Origin of the sequence: Rhodanobacter terrae (genome assembly GCF_042657005.1) — a bacterium.
Taxonomy (GTDB): Bacteria; Pseudomonadota; Gammaproteobacteria; order Xanthomonadales; family Rhodanobacteraceae; genus Rhodanobacter; species Rhodanobacter terrae.
The window spans coordinates 56363-75812 of record NZ_JBHSNG010000007.1; the positions used below are offsets into that span (position 1 = coordinate 56363).

At 65.2% G+C, this 19450-nt stretch carries 18 protein-coding genes; 7 read left to right on the forward strand and 11 right to left on the reverse strand.

Translation table 11 applies throughout. From position 1 onward, the window contains the following. Positions 1–33 precede the first annotated feature (33 nt). Complete coding sequence (locus tag ACFPPB_RS08805; RefSeq protein WP_377326396.1) at positions 34–1518, reverse strand: amino acid permease; 1485 nt, start codon at positions 1516–1518, stop codon at positions 34–36. A 182-nt stretch (positions 1519–1700) separates the two neighbouring features. On the opposite strand from ACFPPB_RS08805, the gene ACFPPB_RS08810 reads away from it, so the two are divergent. Then, positions 1701–2228: an NUDIX hydrolase gene (locus ACFPPB_RS08810; RefSeq protein ID WP_377326397.1), complete on the forward strand. Its 528-nt coding sequence runs from the start codon at positions 1701–1703 to the stop codon at positions 2226–2228. Positions 2229–2294: 66 nt separating this feature from the next. Here ACFPPB_RS08810 and ACFPPB_RS08815 read toward each other — a convergent pair whose 3' ends face one another. The 4 genes from ACFPPB_RS08815 to msrA form a co-directional block, all read right to left on the reverse strand. Beyond that, positions 2295–2816, reverse strand: coding sequence for a 3-hydroxyanthranilate 3,4-dioxygenase (locus tag ACFPPB_RS08815; RefSeq protein WP_377326398.1), 522 nt, complete (start codon positions 2814–2816; stop codon positions 2295–2297). A 72-nt stretch (positions 2817–2888) separates the two neighbouring features. Then, entirely contained in the window at positions 2889–4778 is a 1890-nt protein-coding gene (parE, locus tag ACFPPB_RS08820) for a DNA topoisomerase IV subunit B (protein ID WP_377326399.1), read from the reverse strand. A 75-nt stretch (positions 4779–4853) separates the two neighbouring features. Continuing rightward, a complete protein-coding gene (locus ACFPPB_RS08825; protein ID WP_377326400.1) occupies positions 4854–6716 on the reverse strand; it encodes an ABC transporter ATP-binding protein in 1863 nt (620 codons plus the stop codon). Positions 6717–6807: 91 nt separating this feature from the next. Continuing rightward, positions 6808–7518, reverse strand: coding sequence for a peptide-methionine (S)-S-oxide reductase MsrA (gene msrA / locus ACFPPB_RS08830; protein WP_377326401.1), 711 nt, complete (start codon positions 7516–7518; stop codon positions 6808–6810). Between the two features lie 197 nt (positions 7519–7715). On the opposite strand from msrA, the gene ACFPPB_RS08835 reads away from it, so the two are divergent. Then, positions 7716–8543, forward strand: coding sequence for an arylamine N-acetyltransferase family protein (locus tag ACFPPB_RS08835; protein ID WP_377326402.1), 828 nt, complete (start codon positions 7716–7718; stop codon positions 8541–8543). A gap of 153 nt (positions 8544–8696) precedes the next feature. Here the strand turns inward: ACFPPB_RS08835 and ACFPPB_RS08840 are convergent, their stop codons facing one another. The 4 genes from ACFPPB_RS08840 to ACFPPB_RS08855 form a co-directional block, all read right to left on the reverse strand. Then, positions 8697–8924 (reverse strand): RNA-binding S4 domain-containing protein, encoded by a 228-nt coding sequence (locus ACFPPB_RS08840; protein WP_377326403.1) that lies wholly within the window; start codon positions 8922–8924, stop codon positions 8697–8699. Between the two features lie 42 nt (positions 8925–8966). Beyond that, positions 8967–9410 (reverse strand): barstar family protein, encoded by a 444-nt coding sequence (locus tag ACFPPB_RS08845; protein ID WP_377326404.1) that lies wholly within the window; start codon positions 9408–9410, stop codon positions 8967–8969. After that, a complete protein-coding gene (locus tag ACFPPB_RS08850; protein WP_377326405.1) occupies positions 9407–9820 on the reverse strand; it encodes a guanyl-specific ribonuclease in 414 nt (137 codons plus the stop codon). The genes ACFPPB_RS08845 and ACFPPB_RS08850 overlap by 4 nt, the downstream gene beginning before the upstream one ends. Before the next feature lie 83 nt (positions 9821–9903). Beyond that, complete coding sequence (locus ACFPPB_RS08855) at positions 9904–10755, reverse strand: DUF72 domain-containing protein (protein ID WP_377326406.1); 852 nt, start codon at positions 10753–10755, stop codon at positions 9904–9906. Positions 10756–10904: 149 nt separating this feature from the next. Here ACFPPB_RS08855 and ACFPPB_RS08860 point away from each other — a divergent pair, with 149 nt between their 5' ends. After that, entirely contained in the window at positions 10905–12560 is a 1656-nt protein-coding gene (locus tag ACFPPB_RS08860; RefSeq protein WP_377326407.1) for a serine hydrolase, read from the forward strand. 158 nt (positions 12561–12718) lie between these two features. Beyond that, entirely contained in the window at positions 12719–13213 is a 495-nt protein-coding gene (locus ACFPPB_RS08865) for a DUF3761 domain-containing protein (protein WP_377326408.1), read from the forward strand. A 60-nt stretch (positions 13214–13273) separates the two neighbouring features. On the opposite strand, the gene ACFPPB_RS08870 is transcribed toward ACFPPB_RS08865, so the two are convergent. Both ACFPPB_RS08870 and ACFPPB_RS08875 read right to left on the reverse strand, forming a co-directional pair. After that, positions 13274–13708 (reverse strand): VOC family protein, encoded by a 435-nt coding sequence (locus ACFPPB_RS08870; protein WP_377326409.1) that lies wholly within the window; start codon positions 13706–13708, stop codon positions 13274–13276. Positions 13709–13769: 61 nt separating this feature from the next. Next, on the reverse strand, positions 13770–16184 hold the full coding sequence (locus tag ACFPPB_RS08875) for a DUF3772 domain-containing protein (protein ID WP_377326410.1): 2415 nt from the start codon (positions 16182–16184) through the stop codon (positions 13770–13772). 383 nt (positions 16185–16567) lie between these two features. Between ACFPPB_RS08875 and ACFPPB_RS08880 the strand changes: the two genes are divergently transcribed. The 3 genes from ACFPPB_RS08880 (at position 16568) to ACFPPB_RS08890 (ending at position 19428) form a co-directional block, all read left to right on the forward strand. Next, a complete protein-coding gene (locus ACFPPB_RS08880) occupies positions 16568–17032 on the forward strand; it encodes a DUF3471 domain-containing protein (protein ID WP_377326411.1) in 465 nt (154 codons plus the stop codon). Then, positions 17032–18873, forward strand: coding sequence for an ABC transporter ATP-binding protein (locus tag ACFPPB_RS08885; RefSeq protein ID WP_377326514.1), 1842 nt, complete (start codon positions 17032–17034; stop codon positions 18871–18873). The genes ACFPPB_RS08880 and ACFPPB_RS08885 overlap by 1 nt, the downstream gene beginning before the upstream one ends. A gap of 87 nt (positions 18874–18960) precedes the next feature. Further along, positions 18961–19428 (forward strand): GNAT family N-acetyltransferase, encoded by a 468-nt coding sequence (locus ACFPPB_RS08890; RefSeq protein WP_377326412.1) that lies wholly within the window; start codon positions 18961–18963, stop codon positions 19426–19428. Positions 19429–19450: the final 22 nt, after the last annotated feature.

Consider the following 19450-nt stretch of genomic DNA (forward strand, 5'->3'; position numbering starts at 1 on the left):
GTGATGTTGCTGGCTGAATGGAGGGGCGTCGGATCAATCCGGCTCGGTACCGTTGGCCAGGTGGCTCTTGCGGTAGCCGTAGAGGTAGTAGATCACCAGGCCGACCGCCGCCCAGCTGAAGAAGATGATGATCGTCTTGAGCGAAAGGTTGAAGAACAGCAACAGGCAACCGAACATGGCGAGCGGGCATACCACCCAGGCCATGGGTGTGCGGAACGAGCGGGGACGGTCAGGCTGCTTGACGCGAAGGATCAGCACCCCGAGCGACACCATCATGAAGGCAAAAAGGGTGCCCGAATTCGTGACGTCGGCCAGCGCGCCCACCGGGAACATGGCGCCGAACAGAGATACGAATACGCCGGTGATGATGGTGATCACGTATGGCGTGTGAAAGCGCGGATGGATCTTCGCCAACGAGCTCGGCAGCAGGCCGTCGCGGGCCATGGTGAAGAAGATTCGGGTCTGGCCGTAGGTCATCGTCAGGATGACCGACGGCAGCGCGATGCTCGCCGCGAAACCGATCAGGTTGCCCAACTGGTTGTGGTTGAGCAGACGCATCACGTGCGCCAGTGCTTCCTTGCTGCAGACCAGTGCCTGCGAGGCGTGGCATGCTGCGGCCATTGCGGGTGTACCCGGCTGCAGCGCGAGACCATCCGGGCCGAGCATCGGCTGGGCACCCACCGAGCCGACCGCGGCATAGCTCACCAGCAGATAGTAAACGGTGCAAACGCCTAGCGAGCCGATCAGGCCGATCGGGATGTTGCGGTTCGGATTCTTGGTTTCCTCAGCTGCGGTCGACACGGCGTCGAAGCCGACGTAGGCGAAGAAGATCGAGGCAGCGGCACCAAGTACGCCAATGCCTCCCATCGGACTGCCCCAGCCATTGGGCACGAAGGGCTTGAAGTTCGGGTCCTTCACGGCGGGCAGCGCCACGAAGATGAATAGGGTCAGTGCCGCGACCTTGATCAGCACCAGGAAGGCGTTGACCTTGGCCGACTTCGAGGTGCCGATCACCAGCAGGAAGGTGATCGCCAGTCCGATCAGGAAGGCGAGCAGGTTGAACGTGCCGCCGTCCATCGGGCCGGTGCGCAGGAATTCCGGAAGCCCGAATCCACCATGGGCAAGCAGGCCGTTCACATAGCCTGACCAGCCGACGCAGACGGTACTGGCGGCGATCGTGTATTCCAGCACCAGCGCCCAGCCGACCACCCAGGCCACGCTCTCGCCGAGCACGCCGTAGGTGTAGGTATAGGCGGAGCCGGCGACCGGCACCATCGAGGCCAGCTCGGCGTAGGCCAGCGCGGCCAGCGCGCAGATCACCGCGGCGATCACGAAGGAAATCATCATGCCCGGGCCGGCTTTCTGGCCCGCCTCGGCAGTCAGCACGAAGATGCCGGTGCCGATGATGGCTCCGATGCCGAGCAAGGTGAGCTGGATGGGGCCGAGCTGTCGTGTGAGACCTTTCTTCTCGGCGGTGGCGAGAATCTGATCGAGTGACTTGACGCGCTTGAAAAGCATTTGGTGACTCCCCGTGAAAACAAATGCCACACGCGCCTGTAACCGCGACGGGTATGACGCGACGAGCCGATGTGACGCGCAACCATAACGGAGTGGAGAAAGTGGGACAAGCTGCGACGCAGCTATGATGGGCGTCGTTCCGGCACACTATGTCATAAGTCATGCAGCCTGATTTTTCGCGAATGCTCGCCGATCTGGAGGAATATTCCTCGCGCTTCCCCGAGGATGCGGAGGCGGTCGCCCGGTTCGGCGATTTCCTGCAATCCCACCCTTCGGTATTCGAGCGCAGCCATGTGCAAGGCCATTTCACCGGCTCGGCGTGGCTGGTCAGCGCAGATGGTGAAAAGGTGCTGCTGATGCATCACCGCAAGCTGGACCGCTGGCTGCAGCCCGGTGGCCATGCCGACGGCGATTCCGATCTGGCGCGAGTGGCGCTGCGCGAAGCGCAGGAGGAAACCGGCGTGATAGATCTGCGCGTCGGAAACGGCATCTTCGATGTTGATCGGCATCGCATCATGGCGCGCGCAGACGAAGCGGAACACTGGCATTACGACGTGCGCTATGTGTTGCGCGCCGGCACGGACGATCGCTTCGCGATCAACGGGGAATCGCGGGCGCTGGCATGGCGGCCGGTGGTCGAGGTGGCCGCCGACACCAGCCTCGACGCCTCGCTGCGGCGAATGGCGCGCAAGTGGCTGTTGCACCCGTAGGAGCGCACCCTGTGCGCGATGGCTTTCCCCGTACGCCACCAAGAGCATCGTGCACAGGGTTCGCTCCTACCCGTATTTCGCCGGCGCCGGGTTGAGGTGGCCGCAGGCACTGCAGGTGCGCGCTTCGCGCGAACCGTAGAAGCGATCGAACACCGGCGGGAAATCGCGCTCGATGCTGTCGAGCACGAAATACTGTTCGAACAATTTGTGGTTGCACCGCTCGCAGAACCACAGCAGGCCATCCTTTTCGCCGGCTGCGCGGCGGCGTTCGATGACCAGTCCGATCGAGGCGGGCATGCGTTGCGGCGAATGCGGCACCCGCGGCGGCAGGTAGAAGATCTCGCCGGCCCGGATCGGGATGTCGCGCGCCTGCCCTTCGTCCTGCACCTTCAGCACCATCTCGCCTTCGAGCTGGTAGAAGAACTCCGGGCCTTCGTCGTAGTGGTAGTCGGTGCGTGCATTGGGGCCGCCGACGATCATGATGATGAAGTCGCCGTCGACGATGCACTTGTTGCCGACTGGCGGCTTCAGCAGATGGCGGTGTTCGTCGATCCAGCGCTGGAGGTCGAGCGGCGGTAGCAAGGCCATGCGAGTTGCCCTCGAAAAAACAGTGGACACCATAACGCCGCGTTCCCCACAAAAACAGCCGCCGGCGCGGGATCAGACTTCCAGCGTGGCCAGGTCGCCTTTCTCTTCCAGCCAAGCCTTGCGGTCGCCGGCGCGTTTCTTCGCCAGCAGCATGTCCATCAGCTTGGCGGTGCCGTCGTCGTCGCCGATGGTCAGTTGCACCAGCCGGCGCGTATCCGGGTGGATGGTCGATTCGCGCAGCTGCGGCGGGTTCATTTCGCCCAGGCCCTTGAAGCGGGTGGTGCTGACGGCGCCTTTCATCTTCTCGCGCTCGATCCGCTGCAGCATCGCCTGCTTCTCGCTTTCGTCGAGGCAGTAGAACACCTGCTTGCCCACGTCGACGCGGAACAGCGGCGGCATCGCCACGAACACATGGCCTTCGCTCACCAGCTTCGGGAAATGCCGCAGGAACAGTGCCGCCAGCAAGGTGGCGATGTGCAGGCCGTCGGAGTCGGCGTCGGCCAGGATGATGACCTTGCCGTAGCGCAGGCTGGACAGATCGTCCTTGCCGGGATCGCAACCGATCGCGACGGCGAGGTTGTGCACTTCTTCCGAAGCCAGCACCGACGTCGATTCGACTTCCCAGGTGTTGAGGATCTTGCCGCGCAGCGGCAGGATCGCCTGGAACTCCTTGTCGCGCGCCTGCTTGGCGCTGCCGCCGGCGGAGTCGCCCTCGACCAGGAACAGCTCGGTGCGGGTGAGGTCGGTGGCGGTGCAGTCGGCCAGTTTGCCGGGCAGCTGCGGGCCCTGGGTGATCTTCTTGCGGACGATCTGCTTGGCCGCCTTCAGGCGCGCGCTGGCCCGTTCGATCGCCAGCTGGGCGATGCGCTCGCCCATGTCCACGTTCTGGTTGAGCCACAGGCTGAAGGCGTCGTGGATGACGTTCTCGACCATGCCGGCGGTCTGCCGCGAGGACAACCGCTCCTTGGTCTGGCCGGCGAACTGCGGATCCTGCAGCTTGGCCGACAGCACGAAGGCCAGCCGTTCCCACACGTCTTCCGGCGCCAGCTTGACGCCACGCGGCAGCAGGTTGCGGATCTCGCAGAACTCGCGGATCGCGGTGGTCAGGCCGGTGCGCAGGCCGTTGACGTGGGTGCCGCCCTGCGCGGTGGGAATCAGGTTGACGTAGCTTTCCTGCACCAGCTCGCCTTCCGGCAACCAGGCCAGCGCCACCTCCAGGCCTTCCACGTCGCGCGCCATGTGGTGCACGAACAAGTCGTTAGGCAACGCTTCGGTGCCGTCGAGTTCGCCGCGCAGGTAGTCGCGCAGGCCGTCCTCGTAATGCCACTCGATCGTTTCACCGCTGGCTTCATCGGTGAGCTTCACGTTGAGGCCGGCGCACAGCACCGCCTTGGCGCGCAGCAGGTGCTTGAGCTTCGGCAGCGAGATCTTCGGCGAATCGAAATACTTGGCTTCCGGCCAGAAGCGCAAGGTGGTGCCGCTGCGCTTCTTCGGCACGCTGCCGATCACTTCCAGCGGACTGATCTTGTCGCCGTGCGCGAACACCATTCGATACTCGGACCCATCGCGGCGTATCGTCACCTCGACCCGGTCGGACAGCGCATTGACCACCGAGACGCCCACGCCATGCAGGCCGCCGGAAAAGTTGTAGTTCTTGCCGCTGAATTTTCCGCCCGCGTGCAGCCGGGTCATGATCAGCTCGACGCCGGAGACGCCTTCTTCCGGATGGATGTCCACCGGCATGCCCCGGCCGTCGTCGCTCACTTCCACCGAGCCGTCGTCGTGCAGCACCACTTCGATGGTTTTCGCGTGGCCGGCCAGCGCCTCGTCCACCGAGTTGTCCACCACTTCCTGCACCAGATGGTTCGGGCGGGTGGTATCGGTATACATGCCGGGGCGGCGTTTGACCGGATCCAGGCCGGAGAGGACTTCGATATCGGCGGCGTTGTAGCGACTGCTCATGCGTGTGTTTCGGATGGTTCAAGACAGCGAAGCATGGGGCGCGCGGGCAGGCAGGGTCAAGCCGATCAGCCAGATCTAGCGATACCCCTGCGCCTGCAACGAGAACAGGTGCGCATAGTGGCCGTCCAGCGCCATCAGCTGGCTGTGGCTGCCGTGTTCGATGATGCGGCCGTCCTGGATCACGATGATCTGGTCGGCCATGCGCACGGTGGAGAAGCGGTGCGAGATGAGGATCGCGATGCGGTTGCCGGCCAGTTCGCGGAAGTGCGCGAAGATGTCCGCCTCGGCCTGGGCGTCCATCGCGGCGGTGGGTTCGTCCAGTACCAGGATGTCTGCGCGCGAGCGCATGAAGGCGCGCGCCAGCGCGATCTTCTGCCACTGTCCGCCGGACAGTTCGCGTCCTTCCCGGAACCACTTGCCCAGCTGAGTGTTGAAGCCGGCCGGCAGGCCGTCGATGAACTCGCTGGCCATGCCCTTGTCGCTGGCTTCGCGCCAGCGCGCTTCGTCCTCGAAATGGCTGACGTCGCCGGCGCCGACGTTTTCGCCCACACGCATCTGGTAGCGCGCGAAATCCTGGAAGATCACGCCGATGCGTTGCAGCAAGGTGCTTTCGTCCCAGTCGCGCAAGTCGGTGCCGTCGAGCAGGATGCGGCCGCTGTCGGGCGAGTACAGCCGCGTCAGCAGCTTGATCAAGGTGGTCTTGCCCGAACCGTTCTGGCCGACCATGGCCAGCGATTCGCCGGGGCGGATATGCAGATTGATGTCGTGCAGTGCCGGCTCGCCGGCGCCGGGGTAGGTGAAGCTGACCTGCTCGAAACGGATGCCGTCATCCGGCTTCGCGCCGCGCTGCGCGATGCCGCTGGATGGCGGCACCGGGGTTTCCAGGTATTCGTACAAGGTCGACAGATAGAGGTTGTCTTCGTACATGCCGCCGATTGCCGACAGCATGGCCGAAACCGCCGACTGGCCCTGGCGGAACAGCATCAGGTACATCGTCATCTGGCCCAGCGTGATGCGGCCGACCACGGTGCTCGCGGCGATCCATGCATAGGCGCCGTACAGCGTGATCGTGCCGAGCAGGCCCAGCCCGAAGCCCCAGCTTTCGCGGCGGACGGTGAGGTCGCGGTCGTCGCTGTAGAGCTTGTCGAAGATGTCGCGGTAGCGATCCAGCAACAACGGGCCGAGCTCGTACAGCTTGACCTCCTTGGCGTGGTCCTCGCGAGCCAGTACGGTTTCCAGATACAGCTGCATGCGCGTTTCCGGCGAACGCCAGCGGAACAGCCGGAACGCATCGCCGGAGAACTTGGTCTCGGAAAGGAACGACGGCAACCCGGCCAGCAACAGCACGACCACCGCCCATGGCGAAAAATGGAACAGCAAGGTGCCGTAGCTGATCAGCGAGATCGCGTTCTGGCCCAGCCCGAACGTGCGGGTGACCAGCGACAACGGCCGGCTCGACGCCTCGCGGCGGGCGCGGGTGAGCTTGTCGTAGAACTCGGAATCCTCGAAGTGCGCCAGTTCCAGCGTCAGCGCCTTCTCCAGGATCATCACGTTGACACGCTGCCCCAGCAGCGCGCGCAGCAGCGACTGGCACAGCGACAGCCCACGCTGCGCACCGGCCAACGCCGCCACCAACAGACCTTCCAGGGCTACCCATTCGAATACCGGCCGCAGCGACGGATGGCCGCTGGCTGTCCACGTCCGGCTGGCACTTACCACTGCATCGACGATGTGCGCGCCGACATACGCCACGCCGGCCGGCAACAGGCCGGCGGTGAGCGTCAGCAGCGCCAGCGCGATCGTCAGCGTGCGACTGGTGCTCCACACCAGTTCCAGCGCGCGTCCGCTGTAGCGGAACACGCCCAGGAAACTGCGCGCGAGTTCGGTCGATTCGGCCGGTGGCGGTGAGCCGTGGGGTGAAGAGCTATGCGGCGGCACGTAGGGAGATCGTCAGGGCTGGCGCGCGACCGGCGCGGAAGTCCCGAGATGGGGGCCGCGCCGCTGCACGCAAGTCAGGCAGTGGTCCGACTCAATGCAACTGCACCTCGACGACTTGCCGATCCGGCTGATACAGCGCCGGAAACAACTGCTTGAGGTGCGCCACCTTCGGCGCGTCGTTGTAGACGATGTACGGGTTGTCCGGATGCTCGCTGAAGTAATGCTGGTGGTACGCCTCGGCCGGATAGAACGCCTTCAGCGGCACCACCTGGGTCACGATCGGCGCCGGGAAGGATTTCGCGGCTGTCAGCTGCGCGATATAGCTGGTGGCGATCTTCTTCTGATCGTCGTTGCCGTAGAAGATCACCGAGCGGTACTGCGTGCCGCTGTCCGGACCTTGCCGGTTGAGTTCGGTCGGGTCGAGCGCGACCGAGAAGAACACTTGCAGCAAGCTGCCATAGCTGACCTGCTTCGGGTCGAACTGGATACGCACGGATTCGGCATGACCGGTGCCGCCATCGCTGACCTGCTCGTAGCTCGCCGTGTCCGCGTTTCCGCCGGAGTAGCCGGCCACCACCTTGTGCACGCCCTTGACGTGTTCGAACACCGCCTCGATACCCCAGAAGCAGCCGCCGGCGAGGACCGCCGTCTCGTCGCCTTGTGCGGTTTTCACCGTATCCACGGTTGGCGCCGGCAACTTCACGACATCGCTCGCGGCAGCGGCCGGCTTGCATGCGGTCAACCCGGCCAGCATCAGCGCGGCGGCAAGGGGAAGGGCTTGGAATACGGTGCGACGGATCATGGCGGGCCTCGCTGGCGATGGGGGCGCGTGAAGCGATGTAGGGCTTGTGCAACTACGTGGTAGCGGCCTTGACGGATGCAAGCGCAGCCGATTCGGGCATTCCCATCCGTTATTTCGCTGCCAGGCCGGCAACGGTTACCTGCAGCCGGGTTTCCGGCCGGTTAATATCTGCGGCCTGATTTCGACGAGGCATGCCCATGCACGACAGCATCGACCTGCAGGCTTATTTCCGGCGCATCGGCTGGGAAGGCGCGCTCGTGCCCGACATGTCGACGTTGCAGGCCATCGTCACCGCGCATGTGGCGGTGATTCCGTTCGAGAATCTCAATCCGCTGCTAGGCCTGCCGGTGAGCCTCGAGCCGGCTGCGCTCGAGCGCAAGCTGGTGCACGAAGGGCGCGGCGGCTACTGTTTCGAGCAGAACCTGCTGCTGCAAGCCGTATTGCGGGAGATCGGTTTCGAGGTGTCGGGCCTGATCGCACGCGTGCTGTGGACACAGCCGGAGGATGCGATCACGGCGCAGACCCACATGCTGCTGCGCGTCGAGATGGCAGGCGAAAGCTGGCTGGTCGACGTCGGCTTCGGCGGCCAGACCCTGGTCGGCGTGCTGTGGCTGCAGGCAGATATCGAACAGACGACCCAGCTGGAACCGTTCCGGCTGGTACAGGTGGAGGGCGACTGGCGCATGCAATCGCTGGTGCGCGGACAATGGCTGTCGCTGTATCGCTTCGACCTGCGCCCGGTACCGCCGATCGATTACGTCGTGGCCAACCACTATGTGTCGACGCATCCGGACTCGAAATTCGTGAATCATCTGAATGTGGCGCGCACGCTGTTGGACAGCCGACTGAGTTTGCGCAATCGCGAGTTCACCGTGCGGCGCATGGGGCACGAACCCGAGCGGCATGTGCTGCGTGACGGCGCCGAGGTACGCCGCGTGCTCGAGCGGGAATTCCTGATCGAGCTGCCGGCACACCCGCAGCTCGATCAGCGGCTGGACAATCTGCCGGACAAATTTCCGGCCTAGGGATGCCTGGGGACGCTCTGATTTCGCTCGTCATCCCGGAATCGCGAAGCGATTTCCGGGATCCAATGCCTTTGTGTATCCACGTGCTACATGAAAGACACTGGGTTCCCGCTTTCGCGGGAATGACGAAAATAGAGGTTAATCAGAGCGTCCCTAAGCTTCCGGATCCGCCAGCACGTGGATTTCCACGTCGTCGATGGTGACTGTCTGGCCTGCGTGGATCTTGCAGGTCTTGCGCAGCTCGGTGACGCCGTCGACCTTTACCGCGCCGGTGGCGACGATGGCCTTGCCCGCGCCGCCGCTGTCGCACAGGCCGACCAGCTTCAACAGCATGTTGAGTTCGACGTAAGTGCCTTCCAGTTCAAAATCGATGGTCTGCATGGGAATCCGTGAAAGAAAGTGAAGCCAAGCGTGACACGCTTTTCAGGCGGGCACGTGGCCGTCGTCGAACGCGCTGTCGGGCAGCGCGAGAAATGCGAACCACGGCCTGTCGTTGTCGTTGCCGAAGGTGGCTGCGTCGTCGAGGATGCCGAGCAGGATATTGAAGTCCGCTTCGGCGGCCTGGCGCAACTCGCCGACGTGTTCGAACAGCAGCACGTAGCCCCAGGCGGGCATCCAGCCGAGATCGCGCAGGCAGTCGGCCAGCGCGTCCCAGTTGTGCCCGAACGCAGGCGGCAGCTGCAACGCCACCGCGAGGCGCCGCAGCAGCTCGCCCTTGTCGCGGCAGCCGGCCAGATCGATGCGGCATACGCAGAGGTCGTCGCGGGCGGCGGCTCCGGCGAGACGGTCGAGATCGGCGACGCCGACGAAATACACGCCGCTCTGCGTGGGCTTGGTCAGGTCCAGGTCGAAGCCGTGCGCGCTCATCGGTTCATCTCGAAGCGGCGGAAGCTGCGGTAGTGATCGTCGGTGTAATACCAGACCACCGGGGGCGTACCGCCGGTGATGATGCGTCGGGCGCCGCGGGTTCGCGCACCGGGCGTTTCCACGGTGTACTCGTGGTAGTAGCCGCGCGGCTGCCGCGGCAGCAGGCCTTCGTAGTTGCCGAACACCACGCCGTCCTGGCTGTGTTCGAACGGGCCGCCGCGGACGATCGCCTCCAGGGTGGCGCATGCCTCCGCCGGCAGGAATCCCGGCAACGCGGTCGTTCCGCCCTGGCTGGTGGGTGTCGTCGTGGTGGGGCCGGCCGTGTTGGTCGGCGTGGCGGTGTGCTGTTGCCATAACACCCCGGCGAAGACCAGCGCCGCGAGCAGGATCAAGGGATTGAGTCGGCGCATGTGGACTCGCTGAGTTCGGCGGGAGTGAGCTTAGTGCTGCGGCGCCGGCTGATAAACCGTTGGATGACAACTGCGACTGGTGATCAGCGGTTGCCATCCACTCGCGATTGCAGCGCCATCGCTGCCGCCGGATTGCGGTGCTTGGCGGCGCTGATGAAGAATACGAACACGTCGCGTGGTGGCGTCGGCGGCTGCAGCGCAGCGGCATGCGGCAGGTCGTCGACGTCGTCGCCCGATGCCCAGCTGCGCACGTGCGCGGCCCAGCGGTCCAGCTCATCCGGCGCATAGCCGGTGGGAATCCCGTCGGCGCTGCGCATCAACCGCGCATAGGTGAACTCGCCGGTGAGGTCGGCCAGTGACGGATAGTCGAGCGAGTCGGTGAACACGGTGGGCACGCGGTGCCTGCGCGCCAGCTCCACGTAGCGTGGGCTCAGGAAGCTGGGGTGGCGCACTTCCAGCACGTGGCGCAGCGGCTGGCCGTTCAAATCGCGCGGCAGCGCTTCGAGAAAGGCGGCGAGATCGTCGGCATCGAAGGGCCGCGACGGCGGCAGCTGCCACAAGATAGGCCCCAGCCGGTCGCCCATTTCGGCAAGGCCGCCCTGCACGAAACCCTGGACGCCCTTGCCGACCTCGGCCAGCCGCTTGCCTTCGGTGATGTAACGCGGTGCTTTCAGCGAGAACACGAAACCTTCCGGCGTTTCCGCCGCCCACTTCGCGTAGGTGGCCGCTTTCTGTGCGCCGTAATAAGTGCCGTTGATCTCGATCGCGCTCAGCTGGCGGCTGGCGAATTCCAGCTCGCGCCGCTGCACCAGCCCGGCTGGATAGAAATTGTTGCGCCACGGCGCGTAGGTCCAGCCGCCGATGCCGACCCGGATGGCCGGACCACGGTCGGCGCCTGCGGTGCTGGCAAACAGGTCGGAAGGTGCTGAGGTCATGGATAGTGCGTCGTGAGCGTCGTTCCCTGCATGTTAGCCGCGCCGGGCGCCGTTGCCGACCCGGCTGGCCCTGGCGCCTGTGACTTCCAGCGCTGGTCTTGCGCTGGGTTTGCCGCGATAGTCGAGAAATTGCCACAGTGGAGCCTGCGATGTCCCAGCGATTCGTCTTCCCCCGCCTGGCGGGTTGTTGCGCCTTGTTCGTGGTCGCCTCCGCCGCCTTGGCGCAGACGCCAGCCGCGTCGCCGCCGGCGTCGACCCACGACACCGCGCAACCGATGCTGCCGGCGCAGTTGCAGGATTTCGGCGCCTACGTCGACAGCGCACGCAAGACCTTCGACGTGCCGGGCATCGCGGTGGCGATCGTCAAGGACGGCAAGGTGGTGATGGAGCAGGGTTTCGGCCTGCGCGAAATCGGCAAGCCGGATCCGGTCGATGCGCATACGTTGTTCGCGATCGCCTCCAACACCAAGGCATTCACCGCCGCGGCGCTGCAGCAGCTGGCCGAGCAGGGCAAGCTGAAGATGGACGATAGGGTGATCGACCACCTGCCGTGGTTCCGCATGTCCGATCCGTACGTGACGCACGAGATGCGCATCCGCGACCTGCTGGCGCATCGCAGCGGCCTCTCGCTGGGCGCCGGCGACCTGCTGTACTGGCCGCCGACTTCGTACACCACGAAAGAGGTCGTCCAGCGGCTGCGCAACGTACCGATCAAGAACGGCTTCCGCAGCGGCTACGCCTACGACAACATCTTGTTCGCGGTGGCCACGCTGGTCATCGAGCAGGCGTCCGGTCAGAGCTATGCCGACTACGTGCGCAACCACATCTTCAAGCCGGTCGGCATGGACGAGTCGCTGATCGACATGACCTACCTCAGGCCCGGCATGGACGTGGCGATGGGCCATGCCAAGTCCGACTTCAAGGATCTCGAGCCGGTGCCGCCGATGGCCTGGGTCAACGATCCGGGCGCCGGCGGCATCTACGCCAGCGTGCATGACCTGGCCAAGTGGATGAATGTGCAACTGGCCGGCGGGGTCTTGCCGACGAAGGGCGCGAACGGCAAGCCGGCGCGGCTGTTCTCCGAGGGCAGCCAGAGCCAGATGTGGAGCATGCTGACGCCGATCAAGATCGGCGAACCGCCGATTCCCGAACTGGCTCCGTTGATGCCGCACTTCTACGGCTACGGCGAGAGCTGGTTCCTGTCCGACTACCGCAACCAGCGGCTGGTCTGGCATACCGGCGGCTGGCCGGGCATGGTTTCGCGGGTAACCCTGGTGCCGGAGCTGCACCTGGGTGTGGTGGTGTTGACCAATGCCGAATCCGGTGCCGCGTTCAACGCGGTGACCTATCGCGCGCTGGATGCCTACCTCAACCCGGAACAAAAGACAGACTGGGTCGCGGTCTACGACAAGGCAGTGAAGAAAGCCGAAGCGAAATCCGACGACAGTTACGCGAAGCACGCGGCGGCGCGCAACAAGAACAGCAAACCTTCGTTGCCGCTGGCGAAATACGCGGGCACTTACCGCGATCCGTGGTACGGCGACGTCATCGTCAGCCACGAGAACGGCAAGCTGCGCCTGCGCTTCTCCAAGACGGCGCAGCTGGTCGGCACCATGACACCGTGGCAGAACGACACCTTCACCGTGCGCTGGGACGACCGCTCGCTCAATGCCGACGCGTTCGTGACCTTCGCGCTGGACGTGGACGGCCATGTCATCGGGGTGCGCATGGAGCCGATCTCGCCGCTGACCGATTTCAGTTTCGACTTCCAGGATTTGCGGCTTGCGCCAGTGAAAGTCGACTAGGGCGATACGCAAGTTCATTCGAAACAGCCGTCTGGCGAATGAACGCCATGCCGCGGGTATATATCGCCGTCATGATTTTGCGGCATAGTCGCGCCGCAGGCACGGTCGTTGCGCGTGCCTGGGAGCGTCTTCGCGAATTCACGTTGGAGGGAGTCTGAATGAAATCGTCAAATCTGATGGCCATTGCGTTGGCCTGCCTGCTGGCCGTCCCGGCCGTTTATGCTCAACAAGCGTCCGCGCCCGCCGGTTCCACCGGCCAGTGCAAGGACGGTAGCTACTCCAGTCAGGCCACCAAGAAGGGGGCGTGCAAGGGGCACAAGGGCGTGAAAGAGTGGTATGCCGCCGCCGCGCCGGCCGCAGCCGCCGCCGCGCCGGCCGCAGCCGCCGCACCGGCGGCCGCTGCGGCCCCCGCCGCCGCTCCGGCCCCGAACGGCGCCATGAAGTCCATGAAGTCCCACGCGATGCCTGCGCCTGCCGCCGCTGGCGCACCTGGTGGTGGCCCTGGCATGGTCTGGGTCAACGACAAGAGCAAGGTCTACCATTGCCCCGGCGACAAGTGGTACGGCAAGACCAAGCATGGCGAGTACATGAGCGAGGCCGACGCCAAGACCAAGGGCAACCATGCGGAGCATGGCAAGGCCTGTAAGCCGTAAAGGCTTTCGGGCGTGCGTTCGACGAGAGGCCGGCGCAAAAGCCGGCCTCTTGCTGTCCGGTCAACGCGCTGGAGGCTGCCACGGGTCGTAGCTGCCGAAGTACCACAGGTGGCCTTCCGGGTCGTGGCAGCTGTAGCCGGCGCCGCCGTATGCCTTTTCGGCGTAGTCGTCGACGATCACCGCGCCGGCGGCCTTGGCCTGCTGGTAGTGCGACTTGCAGTTGGCGACGATCACGCAGGCGCACTGCGTTTCGCGGCCGCCGATCTCGTCGGGCTGGACGATGTGCCGACCGAATTCGTTGTCGCGGACTTCACCGAGCATGACCATGCCGTTGCCGAATGTCAGCTGGGCGTGTTCCACGCGGCCTTGCTCGTTTTCGTACACGGCGTTTTTGGTGAACCCGAACGCCTTGCACAGCCAGTCGATCGCGGCATGCGTGTCGCGATAGCGCAGGCAGGGAATGATGGTGCTGCCGGTTTGGCTGGATACAGACATGAGGCTGACTCCATGGCGGGTGTTCATGGGAACGGATGTTGCGGATGCTGCAGACGCCGTATCAATCCCTATCGTCGTGGCTGTCGGCCATCGGCGGCAGCCGGCGCAGCACCATGCTCTGCGGACTCGTCATCGGCAGTTTGGCACGGCGCAGGCGTTCGAGTATCTCGAACAGGAGGTCGCTTTTCACCCCGCTGACGTCGCGTGGGCTGTTGACGTAGGCGATGCAGTTGAACGTTATCGAGCCGGCATCGAGATTTTCCAGGTGCACGCTGGGCGCCGGCATGTTCAAGGTGTCCGGATGCGCGTGCAGCACTTCCAGGATCAGCTCGCGCGCCTTGCCCGCATCGGTATCCAGCGGCATCGACAACTTGATGTTGACGCGGCCCTGGGCATTGGCCAGGGTCACGTTGCGCACGTTCTGGGTGATGAACTGCGAGTTCGGCACGATCATGGTCGAGCGGTCGCCCATCTGGATTTCGGTGGCGCGCACGTTGATCCGGCGGATATCGCCTTCGACGCCGCCGATGGCAACCCAGTCGCCCACCTTCACGGGCCTCTCGGCCAGCAGGATCAGGCCGGAGATGAAGTTCTGCACGATCGCCTGCAAGCCGAAACCGATGCCGACCGAAAGCGCGCTGGCCATCCAGGCGATGCCTTGCAGGTCGACCTTCAGCGCCAGCAGAGCCAGCACGAACACCAGCACGCCGCCGACATAGCCGAGCAGGGTCAGCATCGAGCTCTGCATGCCGGAGTCGAGCGAAGTCTTCGGCAGCAACTGGTCGCTCAGCCAGCGCTTGATCACGCGCAGCACGAGCAGGCCCAGCGCGAATACCAGCACGGCGTCGAAGATATTGCCGGGCACGATATTGAGCGACCCCAGCGTGCCGCCCGACAGCAGCGTGCCCACGCGTGCGACGAGTTCCTGCGGGCCTGCGCCGAACGGCGCCAGCACGATCGCCACCGCCAGGATAAGCAGCATGGCGCGCGTCATGCCGGACAGCAGGGTGCCGGTCTGTTCCAGCGCGCTTGGAGCCAGCCCGAAGCTGTTCTGCAGGCGCGTACCGCTACGGCCCTTGGGGTCGAACACGGTGTCGAAGATGTCGTCTATCAGATACATCAGCAGGTACAGCGCGGTCAGGATCACCCCGACCCACAGCATCTGCCCCGCAATGAAGAACGCAAAGGCGATGTAGCCCATGACCACGCCGAGCAGCACGAGACCGACCGCGACGAATGCCGCCGCGACCACCAGGCCGACCCAGACCGGACGCTGTGCCGTCAGTTCGCCCGCGGCCAGCGTGGCGCGCCGCGACTGGCCCAGCCGAAGCAGCGCGCTGCCCACCAGCAGGCCGATCAGCACGGCGAGCAGCGCGCGTGTCGTCACCGTGATCGCCAGGCTGGCGCCGATGGCGTTGTTGACGCTTTCGACCACGCCGCGCAGCAGGGCAGCGCCACCGAGCAGCGCCGGGAAAGCGCGCAGCCGATGCGCGGCATCGTCGGACAGGGTCGACAGGCGCCAGGACGGACGCTTGCTGGAGAGCATCGCGCGGCCGAGGCCGGTCATGAAGGCGGCGAAGGTCACCAGTCGCACCAGCTTCTTCGCCAGATCGTCCAGATCGTCGCCCAGCAGGTCGTTCCAGCTCAGCGCGAGATAGGCGGAACGCGCGGCCAGTCCGATCGCCAGCGTGTAGGCCAGCGTCATCGCCACGGCCAGTGCACTGCGCCGCAGCCGGCCCGTCGGCATGTGCTCGGTCGTCACTTGCAGCAGCACCCGCTCGATCAGCCAGCGCCCTACGCTGAGCAGCAGCACGGCGGTGATCAGGCACAGCACGAACGGCGTGCGGTTGGGCGGTTGCCAGGCCTGCTGCACGACCGACAGGACGTCGCCGCCCAGCTGTTTCACCCGGCCCACGTCGTCGGGGAACGCCTTGGCCGGATCCGCCCAGAATGCGCGACTGAACGGTGTCGCCGTGCGCGAGCTGAGCTGGGTCTGGAACTGGTCGCGCCGCAGCTCGGCCACGTGGGCGGCCAGCTGGGTGGCTTCGGCGCTCAGCGAGTTGGCCTGCTTGATCTGGCCTTCCAGGTCATTCCTGGCCTTGGTCAGCTCTCTGCGTTGCGAACTCAACTGTGGCGACTCGGGCGGGGCGCCCTTGACTGGCACAGGGCCGAGCACGTCGAGCCGGGTCTGCAGTCCGGCCGACTGCGGCGACAGCGTGGATGCCAGTTGTTCGGCCTGCTGCTGCACGTCCAGCGCGCGGTTGCGCAGATCGCCCAGCGGCACGTCGGTCTTCTTGGAATCCACCGCGGCCTTGATGCCGTCCAGCTGGGCACGCAGCTGGGCCAGCGTCTGCGCCGGGGTGAGCACCGGTGCCGCAGCCGGTGCGGCGGCGGCATCCGGGGCGTTCTGCGCCAGGACGCCGCCGCCGCAGGCGGCCAGCAGCAAAATGAAGAGACAGCGGATCAGAGTAGGCATCCGGGCATGATCGGAGCGCGGCCGCGGGCGGTCAATCATGCTGCTGGAGTTTCGAGGCTGGCGTTCAGTATTGAACTACCCGCCATGGCGCTCGGGCATGAGCTGCTTCTCGCTGACGTTATATGGTCTGCTATGAAACCCAGCCTGCGGCAATCCAGGACGCGCTCATGGGCTCTCGAAAGACGGGTCATTGCGCGAGCGCTTCGCCCCCGGTCACGATGAACGAGGACAGCCGGCGAAGCATTGGCGACTCGGCGCACTGGAAGGTGCCGGTGCGTCGCTCAGCAGCGGTGCCGACATGCTGTCTTACCTGCAGGCAAGCATGGGCCAGCGGAAGACCCCGTTGAACGCCGCGATGGCGCTGATCCACACGCCGCGGCGTGGTGATCCTGGCCGGCGTCACCGGTGCGCCGCAGGAGCTGGGCTTAGCGGCCCTGCTGCCATCCGCGCCGCTGCCGGTGATGCACAAGGCGATAGCCGTGCCGTCTGCGCAGCTCGACGCCTATGTCGGCCAGTACATGCCGGCGCCCGGCGTGGAATTCGCCATCACGATCGATCACGGTCAGCTCTACGCCCAGTTGACCGGGCAGGCCGCGTATCCGGTCTATGCCACGGCGGCGGATCACTTCTTCTATACCGTGGTCGATGCGAGGCTGGATTTCGAGCGCGATGCCAGCGGCAAGGTCGACGCACTGGTGCTGCATCAGAACGGGCTCGACCAGCGGGCACCACGACAACCTTGGCTTGCCTGGTGTCGAAGTCATCAACGCGGGGTGCCGGTCGGCCCTTGCGAAACCACTCGTCAGCAAGCACGTTACAAGCTCTTCCACATCTTGCGATTCCCATGATCTTCCGCTGGTTTGAATCCCTCATCGACGCGTTCAAGGACCCCGTCAACAGCATGCCGCCGAAGTCGGTATGGCGCTTCTACGCGTTCTACCTGCGCCAGGTGTGGCCGGTGTTCGCGGTGGCCATCGTGGTCGGCTTCATGGTGGCGATCATCGAGGTGTCGCTGTTCGGCTTCATCGGCCGCATCGTGGACATGGCCAAGGGGGTGCCCGCGGCGGACTTCTTCCATGAGCACGGCCGCGAGCTGCTGGGCATGGCGCTGGTGGCGCTGGTGGCGCGGCCGGTGTTCAACAGCCTGCACGACCTGCTGGTGAACCAGGCCATCGTGCCCAGCCTCACCAACCGCATCCGCTGGCAGAACCACCGCTACGTGATCCGCCAAAGTCTCGGCTTCTTCCAGAACGACTACGCCGGGCGCATCGCCAACCGCATCATGCAGACCGGCGGGTCGTTGCGCGAGTCGGCGGTGCAGATCGTGGACGCGATCTGGTACGTCGCCATCTACACCGGCAGCGCCATCGCGCTGTTCGCCCGGGCGGACTTCTGGCTGGCCGCGCCGCTGGTGGCCTGGGTGTTCGCCTATGTCGGGTTGCTGTGGTTCTTCATCCCGCGCATCAAGCAGCGTTCGTGGAAGGCGTCGGAGGCGCGTTCGAAGCTGATGGGCCGCATCGTGGACGGCTACAGCAACGTACTCACGCTGAAGCTGTTCGCGCACACCCGGCGCGAGGAGGCCTACGTGGCCGAGGCGATGGGCGAGCAGACCGACAAGCTGCGCCGCATGACCCGCGTCACCACCGTGATGGACGCCAGCATCGCCACGCTCAACGGTTTCCTGATCACCGGCACCTCGGCGCTGGCGCTGTGGCTGTGGAGCGAAGGGCGGGTGACGGTGGGCGCGATCGCCCTGTCCACCGGGCTGGTGATCCGCATCAACAACATGTCCGGCTGGATCATGTGGGTGGTCAACGGCATCTTCGAGAACGTGGGCACGGTGCAGGACGGCATCACCACGATCGCGCAGCCGCGCGCAGTACAGGACCGCGAGGGCGCGATGCCGCTGGAGGTGACCAACGGCGCCGTGCACTTCCACGACATCCACTTCCATTACGGCAAGAAAGGCGGCGTGATCTCGGGGCTGGAACTGGCCGTGCGCGCCGGCGAGAAGATCGGCCTGGTCGGGCCTAGCGGCGCTGGCAAATCCACCCTGGTGAACGTGCTGCTGCGCCTGTACGACCTCGAAGGCGGGCGGATCACCATCGACGGCCAGGACGTGGCGCAGGTGACCCAGGAAAGCCTGCGCTCGCAGATCGGCGTGGTGACGCAGGACACCTCGCTGCTGCACCGCTCGATCCGCGACAACATCCTCTACGGCCGACCCGACGCCAGCGAGGCGCAGATCCACGAAGCCGTGCGCAAGGCGCGCGCCGACGAATTCATTCCGCAGCTAGTCGACGGCGAGGGCCGCGCCGGCTACGAGGCGCTGGTCGGCGAGCGCGGCGTCAAGCTGTCCGGCGGCCAGCGCCAGCGCATCGCGATCGCCCGCGTGCTGCTGAAGGACGCGCCCATCCTGGTGCTGGATGAAGCGACCTCGGCGCTGGATTCCGAAGCCGAGGCCGCCATCCAGGACAGCCTCGACATCCTGATGCAGGGCAAGACCGTGATCGCCATCGCCCATCGCCTGTCCACCATCGCGCGGATGGATCGCCTCGTGGTGCTCGACAAGGGCCGCATCGTGGAAACCGGCACACACGCCGAACTGATCGCACACGAAGGTTTGTATGCGCGGCTGTGGAAGCGGCAGACCGGCGGTTTTGTGGCGGCGGAAGATGCGCTGGGGTAAAGATGCCGTGCCGTTGGTCGTGTTGAGCACAGGCAGCAGATGGCCCAACCTGTCCATCCCGTTCGTGGTGAAACCGAGGTGTCCTTCGTGAACGATCGACTAGTGATACGGCCAGTACGGCGCGAGGACTTTCCCGCCTGGAAAGTTCTGTGGGAAGGCTACAACGCGTTCTACGGCCGAAGCGGGCCAACCGCGCTGCCGGATGAAATCACGCAGACGACCTGGTCGCGCTTCTTCGATGCCTACGAGCCGGTGCACGCGCTCGTCGCCGAGGAGGCCGGCGAGCTGCTGGGCCTGGCGCACTTCCTGTTCCACCGCAGCACCATCCAGCTCGCCCCGAGCTGCTACCTGCAGGACTTGTTCACGGTCGCGGCGGCCCGCGGCAAGGGCGTCGGCCGCTCGCTGATCAATGGGGTCTACGAGCGAGCGGAGCAGGCGGGTTCGCCACGTGTGTATTGGCAAACCCACGAGACGAACGCCGCGGCCATGCAGCTGTACGACAAGGTCGCCGAGAAGTCCGGGTTCGTCGTGTACCGCAAGCTGCTGCAGGGGTAGGCAGAGCCGCCAGTCGCTTAGA